Source organism: Pseudomonas hamedanensis (assembly GCF_014268595.2).
In the GTDB taxonomy this organism is placed as follows: Bacteria; Pseudomonadota; Gammaproteobacteria; order Pseudomonadales; family Pseudomonadaceae; genus Aquipseudomonas; species Aquipseudomonas hamedanensis.
This window is the reverse complement of sequence record NZ_CP077091.1, coordinates 2,517,026-2,542,150: the sequence shown is the minus strand read 5'-3', so window position 1 is coordinate 2,542,150 and position 25,125 is coordinate 2,517,026. Positions and strand designations below refer to the sequence as shown.

Genomic DNA, 25,125 nt, shown 5'->3' with positions numbered 1-25,125 from the left:
CCGCGCATCTTACGGGATCGCTGGCTTGGCCGCTTGCAGTTGCGCCTCGGCCTGGGCGCAACGCGGGCACAGGCAGGACTTGTCGCGTAATGCTGCGGGCAGAGCTTCAAGCACGGCCGGGTCGATCGTCACGGCGTAGCACCAGCATTCGCGGTCGGCGGTACGCGGGTCGGCGAGGCTGCAATCGTTGCGTGCGCCGCAGGCCGGGCAGTGGTCGGGTTTGACGTCGGTATCAGGCATAGGTCGAGTGGGGCATTTCCATGCAGGTGCGGTTGCGCCCGGTTTGTTTGGCGCGGTACATCGCATGATCGGCCCGGGACAGCAGACTGTGCAAGGTGTCCTCGCGTTGCAGGGTGGTGGCACCGATGCTGACGGTCAGATGAAGGCTGTGGCCGTTGTAGGCATATTCGTGTTGTTCGACGTGTTGACGGATCTTCTCGGCAATTTTCTGACCGGTGTCACCGTCGGTGTCCTTCAACAAAACGATAAATTCCTCACCGCCCCAGCGGCAGACGATATCGGCATGGCGCAGACAGCTTTGCAGATCCCGGGCGAAACCGATCAGTATTTGATCGCCGGCCATGTGCCCATAGGTGTCGTTCAACGCCTTGAAGTGATCGAGGTCGAGCAGCAACGCGGTCAGCGGTCGGGTCTCGCGTTGGGCTTCGTGCAGGGCTTGCACAGCGAGAATGTCGAAGCCGCGGCGGTTCGGCAGTTCCGTGAGGCTGTCGAGGGTGGCCTGGGCGTGGATTTTGCTCTGGAAGCGCTTGATCACGCGGTTGAGCAACGCCAGCACGCTCAACGTCACCAGCAGGCAGATCAGCAGATTGAGATACAGCGACTGGCGGATTTCACTCAGCGCGCCGTCTTCGCGTTTGTCGACAAACAGGTACCAGTTCAACTCGGGGATAAACCGCACGTTGAGAAAATGCCCCTGGCCGTGGGTGGAATATTCGTAGCTGCCGCTGTGCGGTTTGGGCAACTGGCTGACCAGACTTTTCATGCTCTCCAGTTCGCCGAGGCCCTGACCAATGCGCGCACCTTCCGGGCCACCCTCGGCGCCGGTCAAGACGAGGCGGCCAAAGGTATCAACGAAGTAAACGCTGCGTTGATAACGCTGTTGATACTTGTCGATCAGTTTGATCACCGCATCGACGGTCAGGCCAACGCCTGCCGCGCCGATGAAACGGTTGTGATAGTCGTAGACCTTGTAGTTGATGAAAAAAGTCAGGTTGTCCTTGTTGGCCAGATCCGGGTCGACGTTGATCTCGTACGGATCTTTCATGTCGCGCACGCGGAAGTACCAGGCATCGCGCGGCTCATCGATCTTGACCTGCTTGAGCACGCCTTTGGCGTGGTAATAGGTCAGGCTGGTGTTGGAAACGAAAAACGCGGTGTAGGCGCCGTAATGGGTCATTACCTCGTCGAGGTAGCGGGTCATCTGCTCGGGGTTCTGCTCACCGTTGACCACCCAGTCGCGCATGAAGGTGTCGCGCGACATCATCGAAGAAATGAGGATCGGTCGGACCAGGTCTTTCTGGATTTCCGAATAGACCGTGTCGGACGTCAGCGGCAGTTCGGTGTTGACGATGTTGCCGCGGATCGACGCGCGCGAGGCGTAATAGCTCAGCAGCGACGTGGCGAGAAACCCGGCGCCGAGCAGGGCGACCAGGGTGAGCACCAGTGAGCGTTGCGAGTACAGCGAAGAACGAAGCGGCATGGCAGTTCCGTTGGCAGTGGCCCGATGGGAAGCATTCTAGTGGCACTGCGCGCAAATAACTGCTCCCTGTGCGGCGTGAATGGTCGTTCCTGCGTTCGCTGGCCAAACGCAACCCTGTGGGAGCGGGCTTGCTCGCGAAGGCGTCAGGTCAGCCACCTCACGGCTGAATGACCCACCGCCTTCGCGGGCAAGCCCGCTCCCACAGGAGTTTTGCAGTGTTATTGAATTATGTGTTCAGGGTTTTGAGGTACGTCCGCCATCCCCCCAAATGGCTGATATCCACCGCACCCTCCAGTCCATACGGCTCACAGATAAACCCGCTCTCCCAGCGCCCATCCGCCAGTTGCACCTTGCCCAACCCCAGCGGCGCTGGAATGCCGGTGAGGAACGAACCCAGTTCGCTGCTCGGCAATTCCCAGACCTCCACGGCAATCGCCACGCCGCTGTCCTTCACCCGCACCATGCCCGGCCGCAGCGGTGGGCCGCCGGCCAAGGCGTGCAGGCGATAGTCCGGCGAACTGAACGTGGTTTCCAGCAAGCGCCCGCCACGCTGGGTCAACTGCCAGTTCAAGGCCAGACCTTGCAAATGCGCGCCGCAGACCACGAGCCGCGCGCGGTCATTGCGCGCAGTATTCGCTGGAGTTGGCAGTGCGGTTTGCTGCTGACGCTGCAACGCATCCGCCACGCTCAGCAAGTATTGATCGGTAAACACCCGACCAAACAACGTCACGCCCCACGGCAAACCGTTGCTCATGAATGCGGTCGGCACGGCAACGGCAGCGTAATCGAGCAGGTTCATGAAGTTGGTGTAGTAACCCATTTCGGAGTTGCGCAGCACCGGTTCGGCGACAAGCTCCGCCAGCGTCACCGGACGGCCGATGGTCGGCGTCAGCACACAGTCGAGATTTTCCAACGCCTCATCGCAAACAGCCTTCAATGCCTGCAATCGATACTGCGCGCGGAAAGTCTGCACGCCGGTCACGGCCGGCGCCTTCGCCAGCACCGCCCGGATCACCGGCAGCACCGCGTCGGGATTTTGTTCCATCAGTTCACCGGCAACGCTGTAGCGCTCGGCAACCCACGGCCCGTCATAGAGCAAACGTGCCGCTTCGAGGAACGGTGACAGATCCAGCTCGACCGCTTCGCCACCGAGGGCCTTGAGCCGTTCGACCGCGGCTGCGAACAATGGCGGCCCTTCGTCGCAGCCGAAAAACTCCAGGTCCTGCGCCCGTGGCACGCCGAAGCGAAACGGCCGTGGTGCGCCGAAGGCCGAGCCGTCATTCCATGCAGGATTGGGGCGGCTGTATTCATCGCGAGGATCGGGTTTTGCCGTCAGCGCCAGCAACTGACTGGCCTCACGGGCGGTGGCGGTGAACGTGGTTACGCAGTCCAGCGTGCGGCACGCGGGCAGCACACCAGCGGTGGAAATCAGCCCTTTGCTCGCCTTCAAACCGACCAGATTATTCAGCGCCGCCGGCACCCGGCCCGAGCCGGCAGTGTCGGTGCCCAAGGCGAAACTTGCCACGCCCAGCGCCACCGCCAGGGACGACCCGGCGCTGGAACCGCCTGATGGATATTCCTTCAACACGCTGTTGGGGCACGCACCATAAGGTGAGCGGCTGCCATTGAGGCCCGTGGCGAATTGATCAAGATTGGTCTTGCCCAGCGGAATCGCGCCCAGCGCCAGCAGTTGCTCGACGATGGTCGCCGAACGCTGCGGCACATAAGCAAACGCCGGGCACGCGGCGGTGGTGGCAATGCCGGCCAGATCGATGTTGTCCTTGATCGCGAACGGCACGCCGTACAGCGGCAGGCTGTCGAGGTCGCGACCGTCGAGAGCGGCGAGGTAGGGTTCCAGTTCTTCAATGCTGAGCAGGTGAATGAACAGGTGGTAATCCGGGTTCAGCGCAGCGGCTTTCTCCCGCAGTGCCAATAGCAATTGGCGCGGTGTGGTCTCGCCATTGCGATAGGCCTGGCGCAGTGCATCGAGTTGCAGATTCATCAGTTGATCCTTATCCAAATGGCTTCAGTCAAGTTCCAGCACCACGACCCGTTGCCCGGCGCGAACTGCTGAACCGGGTTGCACGCGAATCTCGCGCACCACGCCGGCCAGCGGTGCGAGCAGCGGGATTTCCATCTTCATCGACTCGAGAATCACCAGCACATCGCCCGCCGCGACACGCTGACCGGCCTTGACCTCGACCTGCCAGAGATTGCCGGCGATGTGGCTGTCGACGCTGTGCTGATCGCTGGCCAGTGGCGCGTCTTCGCTTGCTTGTGGCACAACTTCTTCGCTGTCGAAGTGCGCCTGGCCGCTAGCGATCCAGCGTTCGCGCTCGGCGTTGAAGGCGCCCTGTTGCTGCGCGCGAAAGGCGCTGATGCCCTCGGCCTCCTGGCTTAGAAAGGCCTGATAGTCGGCGAGGTTGAGCTGGCTGTACTCGATGTTCAGGTCGAAGCGACCGAGCGGGAAGTCGCGGCGAATACGCAGTAATTCCTCGGCACTGACCGGGTAGAACCGAATCTGATCGAAGAAGCGCAGCAGCCATGGTTTGCCATCGAACGCGGCCACCTCGCGGTAGCGATTCCACATTTGCAACGTGCGCCCGACGAACTGATAACCGCCCGGACCTTCCATGCCGTACACGCACATATACGCACCGCCGATGCCCACCGAATTCTCGGCGGTCCAGGTCCGCGCCGGGTTGTACTTGGTCGTCACCAGACGATGGCGCGGATCCAGCGGTGTGGCCACCGGCGCGCCGAGGTAAACGTCGCCAAGGCCCATCACCAGATAGCTCGCATCGAACACCGTGCGCTGCACTTCGTCGAGATTCGGCAGGTCGTTGATGCGCCTGATGAACTCCAGATTGCTCGGGCACCATGGCGCGTCCTTGCGCACGGTGGTCATGTATTTTTCGATGGCCAATTGGCAGGCCGGGTCATCCCAGGACAGCGGCAAATGCACGATGCGCGACGGCACTTGCAGCTCCTTGGCGGCGCACACGGCGTCCCATTCGCCGGCGATGATGCCGAGCAGATCGGCCAGCGGCAGTTGCTCGGGTTGGTAGTGCACTTGCAGCGAACGAATGCCCGGGGTGAGGTCGATCACACCGTGCAGGGTTTTGCTATCCAGCGCTTGCATCAACGCGTGGGCACGGAAGCGCAGGACCAGATCGAGTTCGGGCGCGCCGATTTCCAGCAGCAGATGCGTGTCGCCAGAAACCCGCCCGACAAGCCGCCGATCCCCATGACCCAACTCAAGAACCACAGGCGACACGATCCCCTGTAGGAGTGAGCCTGCTCGCGAAGAGGCCAGATCAGACACCGCGTGAACTTCATCGCGAGCAGGCTCACTCCTACATTGATCCCATTTCAGGGCGAGGTTGCGCGCGGTTTTGAGATCGACGGGAAGGAACTGAATTTTATCGCCGGCCTTGAGCTGTCCCAACTGCCACAGATCGGCCTCAATCACCGTCACCGGGCAGACAAACCCGCCCAGACTCGGGCCATCCGGGCCAAGAATCACCGGCATGTCCCCGGTGAAATCCACCGCACCCATCGCATACGGATTGTCATGAATGTTCGACGGATGCAGCCCCGCTTCGCCACCGTCGGCACGCACCCATTCCGGCTTCGGTCCGATCAGGCGCACGCCGGTGCGGCTGGAATTGAAGTGCACCTCCCATTGCGTGGCGAAGAAGGTGGCGATGTAGTTTTCCGTGAAATATTCCGGCGCGCCGTGCGGCCCGTAGATCACCCGCATCTGCCGCACGTCGGGCAACGCGGTGATGTGGTGTTCGGCGAGCGGTTGGCCGGCGCTGCGGTCGGTCAATGCCGGCACATGCAACACGTCGCCGGCGCGTAACGCCCGTCCGCCGTGACCGCCAAACTGGCCGAGGGTGAAGGTGCTTTTGCTGCCCAGATAATCCGGGACCTGCAAGCCGCCGCGCAGGCACAGATAACTGCGCGCCCCGGCACCGTCGAGGCTGCCCAAATGCAACGTCGCGCCTGCCGGGATCAGCAGCGCGGTGTTCATCGGTACGTTTTCACCCTCAAGCGCCAAGGCGATCGGCGCGCCGGTCACGGCGACCACGGCATCGCAATTGAAGCGCAGCAACGGCCCGTTCATGGTGATTTCCAGCGCGGCTGCGCCTTCTTCGTTGCCGAGCAGGCGGTTGCCCAGGCGCAGCGCACGACTGTCCATCGGACCCGAAGGTGGCACGCCAACGGCCCAGTAACCGAGGCGCCCGGGATAATCCTGCACCGTGGTCTGCGTGCCGGCACTGAGCACCTCGAAAGTGTTGGCGCGGTAGACAAGCTTTTCCAGGCAACGGGTCCACGGCTCACCACTGGCGAACGGAGCGTCGAGCAAAATCTGGCGTAGGTAATCACGATTGGTTTCCACGCCATACAGCAGACTGCCGCCCAGCGCTTGATGCAGTTCGGCGCGCGCCTGTTCACGGCTCGGCGACCAAGTGATGACCTTGGCAATCATCGGATCGAAATACGGCGGGATCTCGACGCCGGCCTCGACCCAGGTATCGATGCGCAATTCCACGCCGTTGGCCGGCGGGAATTGAACAGCGGTCAGCAGGCCCGGACTCGGCTGAAAATCGCGCCCCGGGTCTTCCGCGTACAGACGGGCCTGAATGGCATGACCCTGCGGATCCAGCCCTTGATACAGCTCGTGCAACGGCGGCAGATCATCGGCGGCCAGTTCGATCATCCAGCGCACCAGATCCACGCCCCACACCTGTTCGGTGACGCCGTGTTCAACCTGCAACCGCGTATTCACTTCAAGAAAATAGAAACGCTGCGCCTCGCTGTCGAAGACGAATTCGACGGTGCCGGCGCTGCGGTAACTGACGGCTTTGGCCAGTTTGATCGCCGCAGCGCACAGCTCATCGGCCATGCCTTCGGGCAGGTTGGGCGCCGGGGTTTCTTCGAGGACTTTCTGGTTGCGCCGCTGCACCGAACAGTCGCGCACACCAAGGGCGATGACTTCACCGCGACCGTCGCCGAACACCTGTACTTCCAGATGCCGCGCGCGCTCGATGTATTTCTCGATGAACACACCGGCGTCGCTGAAGTTGTTCTGGCCGAGGCGTTTCACTGCGTCGAACGATTCGCTCAATTCGCTGGCGCTGCGGCACACACGCATGCCAATGCCACCGCCGCCAGCCGTGCTTTTCAGCATCACCGGGTAGCCGACGTGTTCGGCGGCGGTCAGTGCGGCGTCGAGGCTGTCGAGCAGGTCGCTGCCTTCGAGCATCGGTACGCCGTGCTGTTTGGCCAGCGCGCGGGCAGTGTGCTTGAGACCGAACACCCGCAGTTGCGCAGGCGTCGGGCCGATGAAGGCTATGCCCCGGGCTTCGCAGGCTTCGGCGAAGGCTGCGTTTTCCGACAAGAATCCGTAGCCAGGATGAATGGCTGTCGCGCCGCTTTGTTTGGCAATCGCGAGAATTTTGTCGACCGCCAGATAGGTCGTGGACGCCGCGCCTTCGCCGAGACTGTGCGCTTCAGCGGCTTGGGAGATGTGCAGGCTGGCAGCGTCGGCTTCGGCATACACGGCGACGCCTTTGGCTTTCAGCACGTCAATCGTGCGCAGGATGCGACAGGCAATCGCGCCACGGTTGGCGATGAGAATTTTTTCGAACATGGCATAACCCCTGAAGGGCAAGCGGGCCGTCCCGCTGTTTTTCGACAGACATCCGGGCCGTCCCGGATGAAAAAACTTTCAGACACCACCGCCCCTTGTAGGAGTGAGCCTGCTCGCGATAGCGGTCCATCAGGCACAGTTGTTTCGAATGACCCACCGCTATCGCGAGCAGGCTCACTCCTACAGTTTGATCGGTGGTGGCTTCACTTCTTCAGGCACTGGCCGGAACGCGCCTGGCACAGGGCGAAAAGCCAACGCCGCAAACGGCTGATGTTCAGTTCCATACCAGCAACTCCGCCGGTGTCGGGTTGTAGGCATTGCACGGATTGTTCAACTGCGGGCAGTTGGAAATCAGCACGATCACGTCCATCTCCGCGCGCAAATCGACGTACTTGCCCGGCGCCGAAATCCCGTCCTCGAAGGTCAGCCCGCCATCCGCCGTCACTGGCACGTTCATGAAGAAGTTGATGTTCGGCCCGATGTCGCTTTTGCCCAGGCGCCCGTCGTGGGCGCAGGCGCGCAGGTAGTTGTCGCGGCAGCTGTGCATGTAGCGTTTTTCCAGGGCGTAGCGCACGGTGTTGCTCTCTTGCGCGCAAGCTCCGCCGAGGGTGTCGTGGCGTCCGCAGGTGTCGGCGACGATGGTCAGCATCGGGCGGCCGAGGTTGGAATACAGCACGCTGCCAGTGCTCAGGTAGACGCTGTTCTGCCGGCGCAAGGTGCGTTGCACGTCGTAGCGTTCCCTGGGATTGGCGAGGCTGTAGAACAAGGTGTCGACCGCTTGATTGCCCTCAAGATCGAGGATGCGCAGGGTCTGGCCGGCCTGGACTTCCATCAGCCAGGGTTCGCCGGCAGGAATGGTCGCGCGGTAGATCGCGCTGTCGGCTTGCTTTTGCGAAGTGGCGATTGCGAGTGACATGGCAGCGATCCTCAGGCGAACAAACGGTCGGTGTTGATGAAGCCGCGCTCGTTTTCCGGGCGCGAGGTGCGGCAGTGTTCGGCGACGCTGGCGTCGGCGTTCATCCAGCTCAGCTTCAATGGTTTCGGTGCGTATTCAGGGGACGGATCCATCGGATGTTGCAGGGCGGTGAGCACCACCAGCGTGTCCATCGGCGCGTACAACTCGATGTAGTCGCCGACCTTCGAATGGCCTTCGACGAAGTGGAAGCGGCCGGCCTCATCGACGTTGACCCGGCTGAACAGATTGAGGGTCATCAGCAGGTCGGACAGGCCCAGGCCCCACTTGCCGAGTTCCACCAACAGGTTGTCGGCGCCGTTGCGGAAGAAACCGTTGCGCAGTTCCTGATAGCGACCCTGACCGTATTTTTCGGCGACCTCCTCAGCGCAGAGCACGCCGCCGAGGCTGTCACTCCAGCCGCAGGTGTCGGCAGTAATTGCGGCCAGGACGCGGCCCATGTCCGAGTACAGACAATGGCCGGCGGTGAGCTTGGCGGTGTGTTGGCATTTGAGGCTGTCGGGCAGGTTCAGCCGCTCGGTTTTTTCATTGGCGTTGAGCAACGTCAGGCTGACGTTGGCGCCGCCGCGCAGGTCGGTCAGGCGCAGCAATTGTCCGCGCTTCAGTACGAACGAGCGGTGGCCGCCACCGGGCAGCAGTTCTTCGGCGAAGGGCGGAAACAGTTGGGTCGAATCAGTCATCGGCTGGTTCATCAAAGCAGTCCTCTCAAGCAGTGCGAAGGGTGCCCGCCAGCGGCAGCGGCAGGGCCTCGACGGCGGCGCGCCGGGCGCGGCGGTCGCTGTTCAACGGGATGTCGTAGGTGATGCATGCGCCATAGGCGCCGGGGGCGTGGGGGTCGAGGCGAACCTTGTCGAACACCAGCAGGCGTGTGCCGAGATTGAAGCCCTCGGACAAGTCGTGAGTGACCATGAACACCGTCAGCCGGGTCTCGCGCCACAACTCCAGCAGCAGTGCATGCATGTCTTTGCGGATGCCCGGATCGAGTGCGCCAAACGGCTCGTCAAGCAGCAACACGCGCGGTTTCATGATCAGCGCCTGGGCAATCGCCAAGCGTTGCTGCATACCGCCGGACAGTTGCGCCGGGTATTTGTCCAGGGCGTGGCCGAGGCCGACTTTGTCCAGCAGCGCCGCTGCCTGCTCGCGGGCCTCGCGTTTGGCGCCACCGAACAGCCGACCCAGCAATGGTGCGCGCGGTAATTCGAGGCCTAGGGCGACGTTGTCGAGCACGCTCAAATGCGGGAACACCGAATAGCGCTGGAACACCACGCCACGACTGGCATCGGGTTCGCTGGCCAAGGGTTGGCCGTCGAGCAGGATCTCGCCGCGACTGGCAGTTTCCTGGCCGAGCAGCAGGCGCAGGAAGGTCGATTTACCGCATCCGGACGCACCGACCAGGGTGCAGAACTCACCCTCGTTGACGCTCAGGTTCAAGCCTTCGAGCACCACTTGATCGGCGTATTGCTGCCAGACGTTTTTCACCGTGATGAAGCTCATTTTGCGGCCCCCTCGTACCAAGGGAAGGCCCGGCGGGTCAGCTGTTTCAAGCCCCAGTCCATCAGCCAGGCGAGCAGGGTGATCCACACCACGTACGGCAAAATCACGTCCATCGCCAGGTAACGGCGCACCAGAAAAATCCGGTAGCCGAGGCCATCGGTCGAGGCAATGGCTTCGGCGGCAATCAGGAACAGCCACGCCGAGCCGAGCATCAAGCGCAGCGAGATCAGCAAGCGCGGCAACAATTGCGGCAGGACCACGCGCAGCATCAGCGTCCAGGTCGAGGCGCCGAGCGTCTGCGCCTTGATCAGCAATTCGGCCGGGATGTCGCGGGCACGCTGTTCCAGATCGCGAGCCAGCGCCGGAGTGATGCCGATGACAATCAGCATGACTTTCGACAACTCGCCCAGCCCGAAGACGATGAACAGAATCGGCAGGATCGCCAGCGGCGGCACCATCGACAGCACCGTCAGCAGCGGCGACAACGGCGCGCCGAACAGCGGCAAAGTACCGGCGGCGATGCCCAGGCACAGCCCGGCCAGTGCGGCGATGCCGAGGCCGATGGCCAAGCGCCGCAGACTCGACGCGGTGTCTTGCCACAGCAGGTATTCACCGGTGCGGCTGTCGGCGTTGAAAGCCAGGCGTTTCACCGCGTCGCTCATCTGCACGGCGCTGGGCAGCAGTTTGTCGTTGGGGTTGTCTGCCAGGCGTTCGGCCGAGCCTGTGAAGTAGGCGAACAGCACAAGCGCGAACGGCAGGATCACCAGCAACAGGCGACTCGGGCGATCGGGGTGGCGATTGATCAGGCGCATGGCCAAATCCTCCGTGGCTTACAGCTTGGCGTCGGCGGCCATCTGCACGTAGGTCGGATCGAAACGCAGCTTGATGTTGGCGGTGTCGCCGCTGGTCACGCCGTTGGCGAAGCTCATGCCGACCGCGCTGGAATCTTTCGCGCCTTCGCCAAGCAAGCCGTGTTCGAAGGAGAACTCGGCGACCTTGCGCAGGGTGTCCGGCAGTTGCTTGCTGGTGGCGAAACTCAGCGCTTCGCTCGGTGTGGCGAACAACCTGGTGGTGTCCAGTTGCGCCTGGAATCCGGCCAGATCGGTGCCCGAGGCCTTGGCCATGTGTTCCAGCGCGGCTTTGCTCGCGGCGTTCTTCGCGTTCATCAGAGCGACCACTTCGAACCACGCACCGGTCAGGGCTTTGCCCAGTGCCGGGTTGTCTTTGAGGGTGGCGCTGTTGACCACCATGATGTCCATGATCTCGCCGGGGATCTGGCTGGAATTGAACACTTCGGTGACGCCGGGTTTGGCCTTGATATCCGAGAGCATCGGGTTCCAGGTGGTCACGGCGTTGACTTCGTCGGTGTTGAAAGCGGCGGCAATGTCGGCGTCGGAGGTGTTGACCACTTTCAGGTCTTTCTCGGTCAGGTCTACCGAATCCAGCGCACGGGCCAACAGATAATGCGAGACGGACAGCTCGACCAGATTGACGTCCATGCCCTTGAGATCGGCGACTTTCTTGCCTTCGCCCTTGATCACGATGCCGTCGTTGCCGTTGGAGAAGTCGCTGACGATCAGCGCAGTGCTGTCGACGCCACCGGCCGCAGGAATGGTCAGCGCGTCCATGTTGGTCATGGTGCAGCCGTCGAACTGGCCGGCGGTGTACTGGTTGATCGATTCGACGTAATCGTTGAGCTGCACGACGTCGATCTTGATCCCGTACTTCTTCGCCCATTTGTCGACGATGCCTTGGCTGCTGGCGTATTCCCACGGCATCCAACCGGCGTAGATCGTCCAGCAGACGCTAAAGTGGTCTTTCTGTGCGGCAAAAGACTGGGTGCTGATGAGCGCGGCGAAGGCGGCGGCGAGCAGGGCGGGCAAACGTAGTCGGGTCATGGCGGATTCTCCAGTTGATCGAGGGCGGACAGGAAGGCAACGCGGCACCGCGAACGGTGGCTTGTCTCCCGGGCTTTTGTCCCGCCGTGTAACCTCAACTGGAGGTCGCCAACTCTCGGACCAGCCACTCGCGATTGCGAGCCGGAACCCTAGTCAGCCATTGCAAATTGTGGTGCCGCGAACCTGTGATGACTCCTGCACGGGTTTGCTAAGGCGAGAGACGTGCCAAGTCCGGCAGAGGCCTCTGGGGCGGGGATCTGCTGGATTGCCGAGGCGCGCGGGGCGACCAATGGCGCATCGTGGTGGTGCGCGATTGCACCGTCATGCAGCGTGTCCGGGGTTCAATTGATCGGTCATTTGCGGATTAACAAGATTTCATAATCACTTGTTTCAACTTGTTGCAGGAACGCACCAGATTCCGAAATCGCTGTCTGATTCTTCGACAGTCACCCAATTGATGATTGTCGCCTGCCAGCGTCGCTGGTGTGGCCAACCCGCGGTCCAGGAGGCCGCCATGTATCGCCGAATCCTACTGCTTGCCGTGATGCTTTTTTCCCTTGGCGGATGCGTCCCTTATTCCTATGGAGACAGCTATTACAGGTCAGAGGTCTACACATCACCCGCACCGGGGTACTACAGCGGTGGCGGCTCTTATTACCGCAGCGGCGGCACCTATTACACCCAGCCGCGCTACTACCAACCGGCGCCGCGGTATTACCAGCAACCGCGTTATTACCAGGCGCCACGTCACTATCAACCGGCCCCGCGTTATTACGAAAGTCGTCGCTGGCACGGCAATGATCGCGGGCGCTGGGAAGGCCACCGTCGCGGTGGCTGGGACAACGACCATCGGGGTCGCGGCAATTACGACCGCCACAGCAATCGTCGTGACCACAACGGCCGTGGCAACCGCTGGTAAATCACCGCAATGGACAAGCGGCGCTTAAAGCGCCGCTTTTTTTTGCCTGTCGAAAAGTCGTCCCATTTGCCTTCTCCCAAGGATTCCCGGAAGCGTCCTACAGTTTCATTTGGTGGCATTTGTTAGCGTTTGTCGATGCCGGACGAGGCGAGAAATCCTCAGCTCGATAGCGGCGATAAATGGACGTTAGCGCTATGAAGCTTCTGGTTATCCATCAAAATTTTCCGGGTCAGTTCCGTCATGTGGTGCTGGCAGCGATGGCCCGACGTGATGAGGTTGTGGCGATAGGCCGGGACACAGCGCCGGGCCTCGTCGGGGTGAAAACCCATCGATATCGAGCGACCAGCCGAGCGCCCGGCAATATTCACCCGTATCTGATCCGCTACGAACAAGCGGTGATTGACGGGCAGAAGGTCCTTGAAATTCTGAGCAGGCTGAAGCAGTCGGGTTATCAGCCCGACGTGATTCTTGCTCATCCCGGATGGGGCGAAACGTTGTTCGCCAAGGACGTCTACCCCGATACGCCGCTTGTTCACTATTGCGAGTATTACTATCGAGCGCAGGGTGCCGATTCCGGCTTTGATCCTGAATTTCCGCGCGCCACAAGAGAGTCGTCAAGGCTGCGAGTGCTCAATTCGCTGCATCTTTTGAATCTTGATCAATGTGATATCGCCATCGCGCCTACGCAATGGCAGCGCAGCCTTTTCCCGGCTGCTTACCGGTCGGCGATTCGGGTCATTCACGAGGGCGTCATTCAAAGCGCTGATCTGGACAAAGTTTTAACAGTCACATTGCCCAATGGCGTCGAGCTGCGAGCCGGACAACCGATCGTGACTTATGTCGCCAGAAACCTTGAGCCTTATCGCGGCTTTCACAGTTTCATGCGGGCGATCCCGCTTATTCAGGCCGAGTGCCCCGATGCGCAGATCATCGTGGTTGGCGGTGATGACGTCAGTTATGGGGGGAGGCCTCTTGGATTTGCAAATTGGCGCAGCAGGATGGAGGCAGAGGTGAGTTTTGATCACTCCAGAGTGCATTTCACAGGGAAGCTTCCTTACCAGACTTACCGAGCGGTTCTGCAGTGTTCGAAAGTCCATGTTTATCTGACGTATCCGTTTGTTTTGTCATGGTCGTTATTGGAGGCGATGGCATCGGGTTGCGTGGTAGTAGCGTCGGATACGGCACCGGTAAAGGAAGTGATCGTTGATGGGGTTAATGGCGTGTTGGTGGATTTTTTTGACCATCACGGAATTGCCAATAGTGTATGCAAGGTTTTGAAGTCTTCTGGTAATTACGACTTTCTTGGCTGCGCTGCGAAGTTGGCGGCAGCTCGATTTAGTGTGAAATCTGGCGTGAGCCAATACTTTGAGATTTTTGAAAGCGCGATGTCCGCGCATGGCGATAAAAAAACCGTTCCCGAGTTTGATAGGGAGGTTTGAAATGTCCAAGACGTCGCGTAAGCAAGCGATCAAGTGGTTTAAAAGGTTATTGAAGTATGGCCTGTTTGTGTATGCCTGTTATTGCGTTGCGGATTTTTATATTCGCAAAGAACAATCTGCCGAGTCGGCGGTTATTCACCACGCAGCCGAGAAAGCTTGTCAGAGCAAGCTGGCGAGCATGAAACAGGTGCCCATACTGGGCGGCGCCTATGTGGATAAGACGCTGGTCCCCGAGTTTTATGTTGGCATGCCTGAATTGGTGAATAAAAAAGCATGCCTGGCAATTGCTCTCAAGGGGCTTTTCTGGTGGACCGGGACGGGACTGCACCGATATCAGGATCAGCGCGCAGAGTCGATCCCCGAAAGTTGGCGGCTTTATAAATTGAATGCCGGGCTTTTCACCAGAAAGGACACCACTGAACCCCATGAACGGGGTTATCGACACGTCAACTGGCCGGATGAGTTGATTGTGAAGCTAAAGAATTATCCGGGGCTTGAGGTTTGGCTGGACGCGCCTCCGCCGCATTTCAAGAATGAAGATTCGGTTAGAACGTTTGTCATTACTGGCTGGCCGCGGCGTGATGGCACTCCTCGGTTAATATACTGTGATGGTTTGATTCGCCCGGCTTCCGAGGAAAAACTGACTGACGAGAAACTGGCAAAGTTCAGCAGGGCTGAATTGGAAGATCTGGATTTTGGCAAGCTGAATTTCTTCTGCACTATCAACCTGGATAACTTCGACTTCGCTGGGGGGCACGGTAGTGTAAGCCTCGGTCTGTCGTCATTACGCGAAGCACCTGAGATGCTCAAGTATCTCAGTGATTATCTTTCACGCTCTGTTATTACAAGGAAGTAACAATGAGTTATGTTTTTAGCGATATGGAAAAATCAGAGATTTTCAACGCAGCCAATATTTGCAAAGGAATGAGGTTGCGCCCAAAAGAAATTCAGTACGATGCAATGAAATCAGCAGGGGCGAGCTGCGCTCCCTTATATCAAAAACTATTCGATATTATTGGCGGAAAAGTTTCTGAGGTTTTCGCTGCCGATAAAGAGGCTGGAAAAGTTCTGAAAAACGCCAGGCTCTGGCTCGCCGTGGCCATCGATGCCAACGGTGGCAGCGGTGCCTACTCCGCCCTGATTCGCGGCTACACCTCGCGCCAAGGCGAACTGAGACTGAATAAAAGTTTCAGTGAAGATCTGATGCAGCTTTCATCCAACCAGGTCGCCGTTAATTTCATCAATACCCTGATCAACGGATCCCTTGCCGGTCAACTGGCACCCTGGACCGTTCCGTCAATCAGCCAGATCGCAGAAATCGACGCTAGCGCGATTGGTGAAGCACTGTTCAGGGGGGCTTGCGGGGTGGACGATACGGCCGTGAAACGAAACGCCGGCTGGTCCGGGACCGTCGGTTTCAGCCTGTTGGGTGGAACGCCACCCTATGAAACCTGGAGACTGGTCTCTGCTGGTGAACCGGAGGTGAACGATGACGGCCCGCCGATTCACGCAAAAGCCAACAGGCTCGACGACTATAAAAACGTTCTCTTCGCCATCGATTCCTACAGCGTCGGCCTGCGAGCGGCGATCAGCAATTTCGGCGTCAATCCATTGCAAAGTCTACTTTCAGTGGTGCCGGAGCAAATCAATATCGCACTCGCCAGTGGCAGTGTGAATCCGCTGATTCAGCATGTAGTGAAAGGCACGTCCGTTGCCGCCGTGGTCGACATGATATTGCGCCATGGCCAGAACGAATTTCTCGACATGTTCAAGCGCACCTACGACGGCGATTCTGCCGCTGTACCCACCACCAACGAAACCTTCGCCAGCAACGCCTACGCATTCTTCTCGGCATTTTCCCCAGAGCAGTCGCAAAGCATCATCACCAGAGCAATAGGCGAATACGGCAACGTGAATTCCTGGGCAAAACTGGCAGGCGAGGCGACGCCGCTCGGTCTGGCGTTGCGCAACTCTTTGCAGCAACTCAGTGAAGTCGTCATAGAACGAACCGACGGTTATCCCGACCGCAACCTCGAGCTTTACGATCCGCACACTGGCGAAGGTTTTATCACCGCGCAGTGGCTGGCGGATCGAGCGCAAATGCTGGCGCGGTTGATTGCCCGAACCCAGGGCTCGTTTGGAGAACACTCGCTGCAGAAGTTTTCCTACTCCGATCTCGCCTCGGGCAAACAGGCGCCGATGACCACCGGTGTGTTGAACCCGCTGGCCCTGTTCGGTGACGACGGTGGGCGATCTTTCGCCGGTGGCACAAATGCCGATCATCTGTATGGCGGCGTGGGCAATGACTCGATCGATGGGATGGCCGGTCACGATGTTATTGAAGGTGGTCGCGGTAATGACTCGCTTACCGGAGGTGACGGCAATGATGAGTTGTACGGGATGGCCGGTGACGATGTTCTGATCGGAGGAAAGGGTAACGATTATTTGGTCGGGGGCGAAGGCAACGACCGTTATGAATTCTCCAGCGGCGATGGCCTCGACGAGATTCTTGATGCCAATGCCAATGGGCAGCTGTGGATCAACGGCGCACCGATTCCCGCACTCAAACGCCGCGCGCCGCTGAGCAATATCTGGTCTACCGAGGATCAGTCCATCACCCTGACGCTTGTTGAACACACCCTCAACATCAAATACGGCCAAAGCGATCTGGTGGTCATCAAGAACTTTCAGCCCGGTATGCTTGGCATCCGCCTCCCTGAATATGAGGGGCAGCCGCTCACTGCTGCGGATCTGACGCTTCAGGGCGACTGGAAAGCAAAAGACGCTGATCCCACCGTCCCTGGCGATCAGCCCTCCTTTGATGAGCTGGGCAACGTGGTGCTGCTGCCCAAGGTCAAACAGCGCAACAAGGCCGACGTACTTTACGGTTCCGCCGCAGACGACATCATTCTCGGCCTGGGCGGTTCTGATCGATTGTTCGGCAAGGCTGGAGACGATCGGTTATTCGGCGACAAGCAGACGACGCTCGAAAAAGCTATGGCCGACGGTGACGCCAAAGGCAAGGCGAATCGCGGAGACTGGCTCGACGGCGGGCAAGGTGACGATTTGCTTATCGGTACGGCATCCCGAGATGTTCTGCTCGGTGGCAATGACCGGGATACCTTGATCGGTGGTGCTGGCGACGATGTGTTATCCGGAGACGAAACCACCGGTGCGCTGGAACAAGGTTGGGCGGTCAAGCGCGCGGACGTCACCATAGCTGGCGGTGTGATCAGTCACCGAACGGTCTATTCAAAGGCCTCGATAAACAGTGCGCCCGAGGGCGGTGACGACGTGCTGTACGGGCAGGGTGGCAAGGACTTTATCGACGGCGGCTGGGGTGAGGACGTGCTTGACGGCGGAGCTGACGACGATTTGCTCGAAGGCCAGCAAGGTCACGACACACTGGTCGGTGGCAGCGGCAACGACACGATGCTCGGTGACAACCTCGATTGGGGCGGTGGCCTGCCCAGCAGACACCATGGTAACGATGTGCTTGACGGCGGTAGCGGTGATGACTGGCTCGCCGGCAACGGTGGCAGCGACGCGCTGTATGGCGGCCTTGGCAACGACACTTTGCAGGGCGATGACGACGTAGAGGACGGCGTCGACGGTAATGCCGCGCACTTTTTCGGCGATGATCTGTTGGACGGTGGTGCCGGCGACGACCGGCTCGGGGGCGGCGGTGGCGATGATTTGCTCTTCGGCGGCGAAGGCAATGACGATCTGACTGGCGATAGCCCTGACCATTCTGTTGTTTATCACGGCAACGACTTTCTTGATGGCGGCGCGGGGGATGACACCCTGCGCGGCATGGGCGGCGCGGATACGCTGGCGGGGGGCGCAGGGGCTGATTTTCTCGATGGCGATGTGTCTGACCTGGAGCCGGGCGGAATTAATAATGACGTACTTCAGGGCGGTGAAGGAAACGATACGTTACAGGGTGGCTTCGGTGCGGACACCCTGTACGGTGGCGCGGGTGACGACATGTTGGCCGGCGATTACGAAAACAGCGCTGAGGCCGAGCAGAATGCCGATTATCTGAACGGTGGCTCAGGTAACGACACGTTGCTCGGTGGCGTCGGCAACGACACCTTGCTGGGCGGGGAAGGGACGGACTACCTGCGCGGCGATTGTGGCGACAACGTGTTTGATGGCGGACCCGGTGCTGACGTACTGGATGGCATGGATGGCGCTGACATCTACTATTTCGGCGCTGGCGACGGCCTGGATATCGTCACCGATGCCGGCGGCCGCAACATCATTAGATTCGGTGCAGGGTTTTCCGCGCAAAGCCTGAAGGCCGACGTTATCGAAGTTACCGTCGGCACGGTGTTGCGACTGGCCAATGGCACGGGCGACGCGATACTCATCAAGAATCACGAGCGGTGGAAGGATTCCACATTCAGTTTCGGCGACGGCGTGGTACTTGATTACGCAGATGTCCTGCGCGAAACACTGCCACCGATAGAGATGGCCGAGACACCCGTACCAGAACGTGTTACCGCCCCAGCAACCACTGAAAGCAAAGTTGCGGATCCGGTTAAGCCAGACGATGTAATCGCTGCGACGCAAGGCCCAGTGGCATCTGCTCAAGCCGTTGACTGGACCGATGAGTTCCTCGCGCAAATCAAGTCAAAGCGCTCCGCCCGCAGACACGCCACAGGTTTTACCTTGAATGAGCAAGGCGTCTGGGTTCGCAGCCATATCACTACCACCGACACCGGTTACACCACTCACACCGAGCTGATCGATGGCAGCGTCGAAGCAGGAACACTGTCTGAAACGCCGCCATGGATGAAGGCTGATGCGGGCAAGCCGTAGTCAGTGAAAGGCAGTCGAAAACCACAACCCGCGTCGAACATAAACCGGTGAAAGCCGAGGGAGCAATGCCTTCCTCAGCTCAGGCGCCTCGCTATTATCGATCCGGCTCGGCCAACGGGTTTTCATTCAATACGGGCGATGTATTGGTGGAAGACCGAAAGGAATCCGGCGCGCTTGAAGGCTGGTACGTCTATCCGGCGGCAAGCTTCGGTTCGGCCGGAACGGTGCACAAGGAATTCCGCTGGGAGGTCGAAAGCACGACGATCAAAGGCAAAATCGTCCATGGCAACGATGCCGGCGGGCGAATCAACGTCGAAGTGGAAAACGTTTTCCACGGCGGCGCGGGAGACGATCTGATCGTCGCTTATGCAGGCTCCCCACTTGACTACGGCACTGTCGGCGACAGAACACCGGGCGCGTTTTTATCCGCTGGTGCAGGTGACGATACCTTGCTGGGCTCCGAGGGCGCCGACTATCTGGTCAGCGGGGCAGGGGATGACTGGCTTTACGGCGAAGACGGCGCTGACACCTACATCGTGCAAGCGCACGCCGCAGCGACCACCACGATTGCGGATGTGCCGAACCCTGTTTTCCACCGCGCAGAAGTTGGCGCAGCGGAGTGGAAAGACGAGTACGGAATGATCGATCAGGACACGGTCGTTCTTCCTGCAGATGCGCAGCGCGATGCAGTGCAATTGAGCTGGGGTGCTGCGCTGATAGAGACCACCCATGTCGAGCTGGAACCCAACCCGGGTCGCGGGGCTTACCGCAACCCGCCGAGAGCGAAAATGCTTCATCCGACACTCGATATCCAATGGGGCGGGACACAGAAAGTCCGCATCGTCTTGCCCCTCAACGGTGAACTTGAGGGGGCCGGGATTGAGCTCTTGAAGTTCGCCGATGGGGCGGTCGTAAGTTTGAAGCAACTGTTGCAATCAACTCAGCTGGGACCTGCGCCCGAGACTTTTCATACGGGGGTAACCGTTAACAATTCAACGCGTTTCTCGTCTCTGCGAAACGGACGGGCGCTGCCGTTAGTCGGTGGTCGAGGCAATGACACGATAAGCGGCGCGGGGGAGATCCGAGGCATGCACGGGGATGACGTGCTCACAGGCAGCCCCGGTGATGATCTGCTGCTGGGTGGGCCGGGCAATGACACGCTGGCCGGCGGCGCTGGGAATGATATCTACCGATACGATGGCCTCGGCAGAGACGTGATCATCAACAATGGAGGCGGCCTGGATGGAATCGATTTTTCCGAACGCAGGCTGACGATCGACAACCTGAAGTTTCATCGTGAGCGCGAAGATCTGGTGATTGTGGTGGATTACGGCATGGCGCCGAAAATCCGGGTTTCCAGGCACTTTGCCGCAGGTGAAAGCGCTATTGGCTTCATAAGAGTCAGCGAAGGAACAGGGACTCAGGACTACAGCGCAACGCAAATTGCTGAACGTCTGCACCCGCTTCCGCCACTGAGAGATGTCGAAGACATTTTGATAAAGGGCGACGATGAAGCGCAGCGGGCAATGAAAGAAATCATTGAGTTCTACGAACTGAATGTCTGACAAGACGACCGATTGAGCCGGCCCGCGATGGAAATCCAGTCGCCATCGCGGGCCTCGCGTCACCTCAATACTGGGTCAGATCCGCTAACGGATGTCGCCCCTCCCAGACCTTGTGAAAATGCGCCTCGACCACCGCCTCCGGCACGTTATTGATATCCGGCCAATGCCAGTGCGGTTTCTGGTCCTTGTCGATCAACCGCGCGCGCACACCTTCGCTGAATTCCGGGTGACGGCAGCAATTGAGGCTCAGGGTGTATTCCATCTGGAATACTTCGGCCAGCGACATGTGTCGGGCGCGGATGATTTGTTCCCAGACCAGATGCGCGGTCAGCGGTGAGCCCTCGGCCATGGTTTTCGCCGCGCGGGCGATCAGCGGATCGTTGCTGTCGCGGTGCAGACTGATGGCTTTCCAGGCGCAGGCTACATCGCTGACGTCGAGCAGTTCGTCGATCTGCTGACGGCGCGGCAACCACTGCGCTTCGGGCATTTGTGCGAGCGCTTCCTGCTGCAGGGCCTTGAGCAGACTGTTGAGCTGCATTGCGGTCTGTTCCTGCCAATTGAGTTGCAGCAGGCCTTCGATCAGTTGCGGTTGTTGCTCGTCGAGCAGGAAACGGTCGGCCAGATCCAGGTCCAGCGCGTCTCGGCCATTGATGTGCGCGCCGGTCAGACCGAGAAACAGGCCAAGCTTGCCCGGCAGCCGGGCGAGAAACCAACTGGCGCCGACATCCGGGTACAGGCCAATGCTGATTTCCGGCATCGCCAGACGACTGCTCGGCGTGACAATCCGTGTGCTCGCGCCTTGCAGCAAGCCCATGCCGCCGCCCAGTACATAGCCGTGACCCCAGCAGATCAGCGGTTTGGGGTAGGTGTGCAGGCTGTAATCCAGACGATATTCGGCGCTGAAAAACTGCGCAGCCAGCGGCGGTACTTCACCGGGGTGCGCACGGCAGGCTTCAACCAGGCTACGCACTTCGCCACCGGCGCAGAACGCCTTGGCACCGTTGCCGCGCAGTAGTACGCAGACGATTTGCGGGTCGTTGGCCCAGGCTTGCAGCCTGTCGCTCAAGGCATTGATCATCGGCAATGACAGCGCATTCAGCGACTTTTCAGCATCGAGGGTGGCGATGCCGAGGCGGGCGCCATCGGTGCCGGTGAGTTCTTCGAAGTGCAGATTCATCGTGACCTCGCTCGGAAATTTGAACGATCAGTATGATCGCTGCGTGGGAAAGTGCCTGATCTGCGTCAGATCAATTGACAAGCGTGGTCGGCTTTCCTAGGGTTCGCCCCATTGTTTTTGCCGGGTATGACCATGACTGCTGACGACCGTATCAAACTCGAACCAAGCTGGAAGGAGGCACTGCGTGCTGAGTTCGACCAGCCCTATATGGCAGAGTTGCGCAACTTTCTGCAGCAGGAGCGGGCGGCCGGCAAGGAAATCTATCCGCCGGGACCGATGATTTTCAATGCGCTGAATTCGACGCCACTGGATAAAGTGAAAGTGGTGATCCTCGGCCAGGATCCGTATCACGGCCCGGGCCAGGCCCATGGTCTGTGCTTTTCGGTGCAACCGGGCGTGCCGGCGCCGCCGTCGCTGGTCAACATCTATAAAGAGTTGAAGCGCGACCTGAACATCGACATTGCCAATCACGGCTATTTGCAGAGCTGGGCTGATCAGGGCGTGTTGATGCTCAACACCACCATGACCGTCGAGCGCGCCAATGCCAATGCGCACAAGGACAAGGGCTGGCAGCACTTCACCGACCGGATCATCGAAGTGGTCAGCGAAAAGCAGCCGCACCTGGTGTTCATGCTCTGGGGCGCCCATGCACAGAGCAAGCAGAAGCTGATCGACGCGACCAAACACCTGGTGCTGACCTCGGTGCATCCGTCGCCGTTGTCGGCGTATCGCGGATTTTTGGGCTGCGGACATTTCAGCCGCACCAACAAGTTTCTCGAACAGAATGGCGAAACGCCGATCGAGTGGCGCCTTCCGCCGATTTAAAGGCATCGCGAGCAGGCTCGCTCCTACAGGGAATACATTCCAATGTAGGAGTGAGCCTGCTCGCGATAGGGGGCAACTCGGTCTTCAGACCTACTCTGGATTGCGGTTCCAATACTTGAACAACGGCTCCGCCAGAAACAGCACAAACAACAGCCGCATCACCTGCATCGCCGTCACCAGTGGCACCGACAATTGCAGGGTTTCCGCCGTCAGGCTCATCTCGGCAATCCCGCCGGGCATCATGCCCAGCGTCAGCGAACGCAAATCCAGATGGGTCAGGGCACTCAAGCCCAATGCCGCCAGTGTGGCGATCAGCATGGTCAGCGCCGTACCGATCAGCGTCCGTCCCATAAAGGACGGCGCGCGCCGGAAGAACTGCCGGTTGAAGTGACAACCCAGGCCGCTGCCGATCAGCCATTGGCCGATCTGGCTACCGCCGTCGGGCAAGCCGATGTGCAGATCCCAGCCGATGCTCACCGCCGCACTTACCAGCAGCGGCCCGAACAGCCACGGGTTGGGTTGGCGCAGACGTTGCCAGAGCCAGGCGAGCAGGGCGCCCGCAGGAAACAGAAGCGCCAGCCAGCGCCAATCCACGCTGCCGGCATGGGACATCGGCGTGCCGTCGCCGAGCAGATACTTGAAGGCCGCCGGCACGCACAAAACCACCACCAGCACGCGCAAACTTTGTCCCGCCGCCACATGGCTAAGCAGAGCGCCGTTGCGCGCGCCGAGGTTGACCATCTCCCCGGAACCACCGGGCATGCTCGAAAAAAACGCCGTGGCGCGATCCTCGCCGGTGCGCCGCATCAGCCACACGCCGACCACCGCCGACAGGCTGGTGACCAACGCACCGAAGAAAATCAAACCGAAATGACTGAGCACCTGCTCCATCACTTGCGGGGTGAAATGCAGGCCAATGCCGATACCGACGATCCACTGGCCGCACTTGCGGCCGCCTGGGATTTCGGCAAGTTGCCAGGGCGTCAGGCAGCGCACCAGGATGATCGCCAGCAACGAGCCGACCATCCACGGTAGCGGCCAGCCGATCTGGCTGGCGATGTAGCCGCCCAGCAGACCGACCAGCGGGGTGCCCCACCAGGCTTTCAGGGAGAGGCGATCAGACATCCGCGATGACGCGACGCGCAGCCGAGCGTTTGCGCCAGATACGAATTATCGGCATCAACAGCATGATCGCCGTCAGTATCCAGCAACCGAAGGTGATCGGACTCGACCAGAGAATCTCCAGAGCGCCATTGGAAATCGACAGGGCGCGACGCAGATTCTGTTCCATCAGGCCGCCGAGGATGAAGCCCAGCAGCAGCGGCGACAGCGGGAAGTCCAGCTTGCGCAGGATGTAACCGAAGATGCCGATACCGATCATCAGGAACAGGTCGAAGGTGGTGGCGTGAACCGCATAAACGCCGATCCCGGTGATGATCGCGATGACCGGCACCAGTGCCCAGTTCGGCACGGCGAGGATGCGGGTGAACACGCGGATCATTGGAATGTTGAGGATCACCAGCATGACGTTGGCGATGAACAACGAAGCGATCAGGCCCCAGACAATGTCCGGTTGCTGTTGAAACAGCAGTGGACCCGGGGTGATGTTGTACAGCGACAGCGCGCCAATCATCACCGCGGTGGTGCCCGAACCAGGAACGCCCAGGGTCAGCATCGGCACCAGTGCACCGCACGCTGCGCCGCCGATAGCGGTTTCCGGCGCGGCGAGCCCACGGGGGTCACCTTCACCGAATTTACCGCTGGCGCCGGCGATGCGCTTCTCGGTCATGTAGGCCACGGCACTGGCGAGCGTTGCGCCGGCACCCGGCAATACGCCCATGATGAAACCGAGCACGCCGCAACGGACGTTGACCACGAAGACCGATGCCGCTTCCTTGAAGTTGAACATCATGCGGCCGGTGGCTTTCACCGCTTCCTGGCCGTGGTGGGTTTTTTCCAGCAACAGGAGGATTTCGCTGATCGAGAACAGGCCCAGCACCAGCACGACGAACTGGATGCCGTCGGTCAGGTGGATGTTGTCGCCGGTGAAACGGTACACACCGCTGTTGGCATCGATGCCGACGGTAGAAAGGAACAGACCGATCAGCGCCGCGATAAAGGTTTTCAACGGTCGATCGCCGGCCATGCCGCCGAGACAGACAATCGCAAACACCATCAACACGAAGTATTCCGCAGGTCCGAAGGCGATCGCCCATTTCGCCAGCAGCGGCGCAAACAGCACCATGCCGCAAGTGGCGATAAACGCACCGATGAACGAACTCCACGCCGACAGGGACAGCGCGACACCGGCCAGGCCTTTGCGGGCCATCGGGTAGCCGTCGAGGGTGGTCATTACGGTGGATGCTTCACCCGGAATGTTCAGCAGGATCGAGCTGATGCGCCCGCCATATTCACAGCCCAGGTAGACCGCCGCGAGCAGGATCAGCGCCGACTCGGGTGGCAGACCGAGGGCAAACGCGATGGGAATCAGCAATGCCACGCCGTTGATCGGGCCGAGGCCCGGCAGCAGGCCGACGACGGTGCCGATCAGGGTGCCGCACAGTGCGGTGACCAGGTTGTACGGGCTCAGCGCAACGCCGAAGCCCTGACCCAAATAGCCAAGGGTATCCAT

Annotated in this window: 18 protein-coding genes and 1 riboswitch; of the genes, 6 read left to right on the top strand and 12 right to left on the bottom strand. The window is 60.1% G+C overall.

Going from position 1 to position 25,125, the window contains the following annotated elements:
• Positions 1-9: 9 nt before the first annotated feature.
• The 9 genes from HU739_RS10915 to HU739_RS10875 all read right to left on the bottom strand — a co-directional run bounded on the left by HU739_RS10915 (position 10) and on the right by HU739_RS10875 (position 11,744).
• Positions 10-240 carry a cysteine-rich CWC family protein gene (locus tag HU739_RS10915; RefSeq protein WP_186548935.1) on the bottom strand — a complete coding sequence of 77 codons (231 nt, stop codon included), beginning with the start codon at positions 238-240 and terminating at the stop codon, positions 10-12.
• Positions 233-1,720, bottom strand: a complete 1,488-nt coding sequence (locus tag HU739_RS10910) for a sensor domain-containing diguanylate cyclase (protein WP_186548933.1) — start codon at positions 1,718-1,720, stop codon at positions 233-235. The genes HU739_RS10915 and HU739_RS10910 overlap by 8 nt, the downstream gene beginning before the upstream one ends.
• Positions 1,721-1,946: 226 nt before the next feature.
• Positions 1,947-3,722: an allophanate hydrolase gene (gene atzF / locus HU739_RS10905; RefSeq protein ID WP_186548931.1), complete on the bottom strand. Its 1,776-nt coding sequence runs from the start codon at positions 3,720-3,722 to the stop codon at positions 1,947-1,949.
• 24 nt (positions 3,723-3,746) lie between these two features.
• Positions 3,747-7,379: an urea carboxylase gene (gene uca / locus HU739_RS10900; RefSeq protein WP_186548929.1), complete on the bottom strand. Its 3,633-nt coding sequence runs from the start codon at positions 7,377-7,379 to the stop codon at positions 3,747-3,749.
• Between the two features lie 274 nt (positions 7,380-7,653).
• Positions 7,654-8,295 (bottom strand): urea amidolyase associated protein UAAP2, encoded by a 642-nt coding sequence (locus tag HU739_RS10895; protein WP_186548927.1) that lies wholly within the window; start codon positions 8,293-8,295, stop codon positions 7,654-7,656.
• 11 nt (positions 8,296-8,306) lie between these two features.
• Positions 8,307-9,032: an urea amidolyase associated protein UAAP1 gene (locus HU739_RS10890; RefSeq protein WP_186548925.1), complete on the bottom strand. Its 726-nt coding sequence runs from the start codon at positions 9,030-9,032 to the stop codon at positions 8,307-8,309.
• 25 nt (positions 9,033-9,057) lie between these two features.
• Positions 9,058-9,846 carry an ABC transporter ATP-binding protein gene (locus HU739_RS10885; RefSeq protein ID WP_186548923.1) on the bottom strand — a complete coding sequence of 263 codons (789 nt, stop codon included), beginning with the start codon at positions 9,844-9,846 and terminating at the stop codon, positions 9,058-9,060.
• Entirely contained in the window at positions 9,843-10,658 is an 816-nt protein-coding gene (locus HU739_RS10880; RefSeq protein ID WP_186548921.1) for an ABC transporter permease, read from the bottom strand. The genes HU739_RS10885 and HU739_RS10880 overlap by 4 nt, the downstream gene beginning before the upstream one ends.
• Before the next feature lie 18 nt (positions 10,659-10,676).
• Positions 10,677-11,744: a putative urea ABC transporter substrate-binding protein gene (locus HU739_RS10875; protein ID WP_186548919.1), complete on the bottom strand. Its 1,068-nt coding sequence runs from the start codon at positions 11,742-11,744 to the stop codon at positions 10,677-10,679.
• Positions 11,745-11,807: 63 nt separating this feature from the next.
• Positions 11,808-11,908: riboswitch (guanidine-I (ykkC/yxkD leader) on the bottom strand.
• 350 nt (positions 11,909-12,258) lie between these two features.
• Between HU739_RS10875 and HU739_RS10870 the strand changes: the two genes are divergently transcribed.
• The 5 genes from HU739_RS10870 to HU739_RS26895 all read left to right on the top strand — a co-directional run bounded on the left by HU739_RS10870 (position 12,259) and on the right by HU739_RS26895 (position 20,491).
• Complete coding sequence (locus HU739_RS10870; protein ID WP_186548917.1) at positions 12,259-12,663, top strand: hypothetical protein; 405 nt, start codon at positions 12,259-12,261, stop codon at positions 12,661-12,663.
• Positions 12,664-12,857: 194 nt separating this feature from the next.
• Positions 12,858-14,102: a glycosyltransferase family 4 protein gene (locus HU739_RS10865; RefSeq protein WP_186548914.1), complete on the top strand. Its 1,245-nt coding sequence runs from the start codon at positions 12,858-12,860 to the stop codon at positions 14,100-14,102.
• Position 14,103: 1 nt separating this feature from the next.
• Positions 14,104-14,958, top strand: a complete 855-nt coding sequence (locus HU739_RS10860; protein WP_186548912.1) for a hypothetical protein — start codon at positions 14,104-14,106, stop codon at positions 14,956-14,958.
• A gap of 2 nt (positions 14,959-14,960) precedes the next feature.
• Entirely contained in the window at positions 14,961-18,926 is a 3,966-nt protein-coding gene (locus HU739_RS10855; RefSeq protein WP_225922825.1) for a calcium-binding protein, read from the top strand.
• A gap of 65 nt (positions 18,927-18,991) precedes the next feature.
• Positions 18,992-20,491 carry a calcium-binding protein gene (locus HU739_RS26895; RefSeq protein WP_264082148.1) on the top strand — a complete coding sequence of 500 codons (1,500 nt, stop codon included), beginning with the start codon at positions 18,992-18,994 and terminating at the stop codon, positions 20,489-20,491.
• 64 nt (positions 20,492-20,555) lie between these two features.
• On the opposite strand, the gene HU739_RS10850 is transcribed toward HU739_RS26895, so the two are convergent.
• Positions 20,556-21,668, bottom strand: a complete 1,113-nt coding sequence (locus HU739_RS10850) for an enoyl-CoA hydratase/isomerase family protein (protein ID WP_186548910.1) — start codon at positions 21,666-21,668, stop codon at positions 20,556-20,558.
• A 132-nt stretch (positions 21,669-21,800) separates the two neighbouring features.
• Between HU739_RS10850 and ung the strand changes: the two genes are divergently transcribed.
• On the top strand, positions 21,801-22,493 hold the full coding sequence (gene ung, locus HU739_RS10845; RefSeq protein ID WP_186548908.1) for a uracil-DNA glycosylase: 693 nt from the start codon (positions 21,801-21,803) through the stop codon (positions 22,491-22,493).
• Positions 22,494-22,583: 90 nt separating this feature from the next.
• Here ung and HU739_RS10840 read toward each other — a convergent pair whose 3' ends face one another.
• Complete coding sequence (locus HU739_RS10840) at positions 22,584-23,618, bottom strand: AbrB family transcriptional regulator (RefSeq protein ID WP_186548906.1); 1,035 nt, start codon at positions 23,616-23,618, stop codon at positions 22,584-22,586.
• Positions 23,611-25,125: a tripartite tricarboxylate transporter permease gene (locus HU739_RS10835; protein ID WP_186548904.1), complete on the bottom strand. Its 1,515-nt coding sequence runs from the start codon at positions 25,123-25,125 to the stop codon at positions 23,611-23,613. The genes HU739_RS10840 and HU739_RS10835 overlap by 8 nt, the downstream gene beginning before the upstream one ends.

Bases quoted from the DNA above. Each gene is read 5' to 3' on its own strand.
- HU739_RS10890 (WP_186548925.1), bottom strand. From the start codon at position 9,032: ATGACTGATTCGACCCAACTGTTTCCGCCCTTCGCCGAAGAACTGCTG.
- HU739_RS10875 (WP_186548919.1), bottom strand. From the start codon at position 11,744: ATGACCCGACTACGTTTGCCCGCCCTGCTCGCCGCCGCCTTCGCCGCG.
- HU739_RS10840 (WP_186548906.1), bottom strand. From the start codon at position 23,618: ATGTCTGATCGCCTCTCCCTGAAAGCCTGGTGGGGCACCCCGCTGGTC.
- HU739_RS10915 (WP_186548935.1), bottom strand. From the start codon at position 240: ATGCCTGATACCGACGTCAAACCCGACCACTGCCCGGCCTGCGGCGCA.
- HU739_RS10835 (WP_186548904.1), bottom strand. From the start codon at position 25,125: ATGGATACCCTTGGCTATTTGGGTCAGGGCTTCGGCGTTGCGCTGAGC.
- uca (WP_186548929.1), bottom strand. From the start codon at position 7,379: ATGTTCGAAAAAATTCTCATCGCCAACCGTGGCGCGATTGCCTGTCGC.
- HU739_RS10885 (WP_186548923.1), bottom strand. From the start codon at position 9,846: ATGAGCTTCATCACGGTGAAAAACGTCTGGCAGCAATACGCCGATCAA.
- HU739_RS10865 (WP_186548914.1), top strand. From the start codon at position 12,858: ATGAAGCTTCTGGTTATCCATCAAAATTTTCCGGGTCAGTTCCGTCAT.
- HU739_RS26895 (WP_264082148.1), top strand. From the start codon at position 18,992: ATGCCTTCCTCAGCTCAGGCGCCTCGCTATTATCGATCCGGCTCGGCC.
- HU739_RS10910 (WP_186548933.1), bottom strand. From the start codon at position 1,720: ATGCCGCTTCGTTCTTCGCTGTACTCGCAACGCTCACTGGTGCTCACC.
- HU739_RS10850 (WP_186548910.1), bottom strand. From the start codon at position 21,668: ATGAATCTGCACTTCGAAGAACTCACCGGCACCGATGGCGCCCGCCTC.
- HU739_RS10860 (WP_186548912.1), top strand. From the start codon at position 14,104: ATGTCCAAGACGTCGCGTAAGCAAGCGATCAAGTGGTTTAAAAGGTTA.
- HU739_RS10895 (WP_186548927.1), bottom strand. From the start codon at position 8,295: ATGTCACTCGCAATCGCCACTTCGCAAAAGCAAGCCGACAGCGCGATC.
- ung (WP_186548908.1), top strand. From the start codon at position 21,801: ATGACTGCTGACGACCGTATCAAACTCGAACCAAGCTGGAAGGAGGCA.
- atzF (WP_186548931.1), bottom strand. From the start codon at position 3,722: ATGAATCTGCAACTCGATGCACTGCGCCAGGCCTATCGCAATGGCGAG.
- HU739_RS10870 (WP_186548917.1), top strand. From the start codon at position 12,259: ATGTATCGCCGAATCCTACTGCTTGCCGTGATGCTTTTTTCCCTTGGC.
- HU739_RS10855 (WP_225922825.1), top strand. From the start codon at position 14,961: ATGAGTTATGTTTTTAGCGATATGGAAAAATCAGAGATTTTCAACGCA.
- HU739_RS10880 (WP_186548921.1), bottom strand. From the start codon at position 10,658: ATGCGCCTGATCAATCGCCACCCCGATCGCCCGAGTCGCCTGTTGCTG.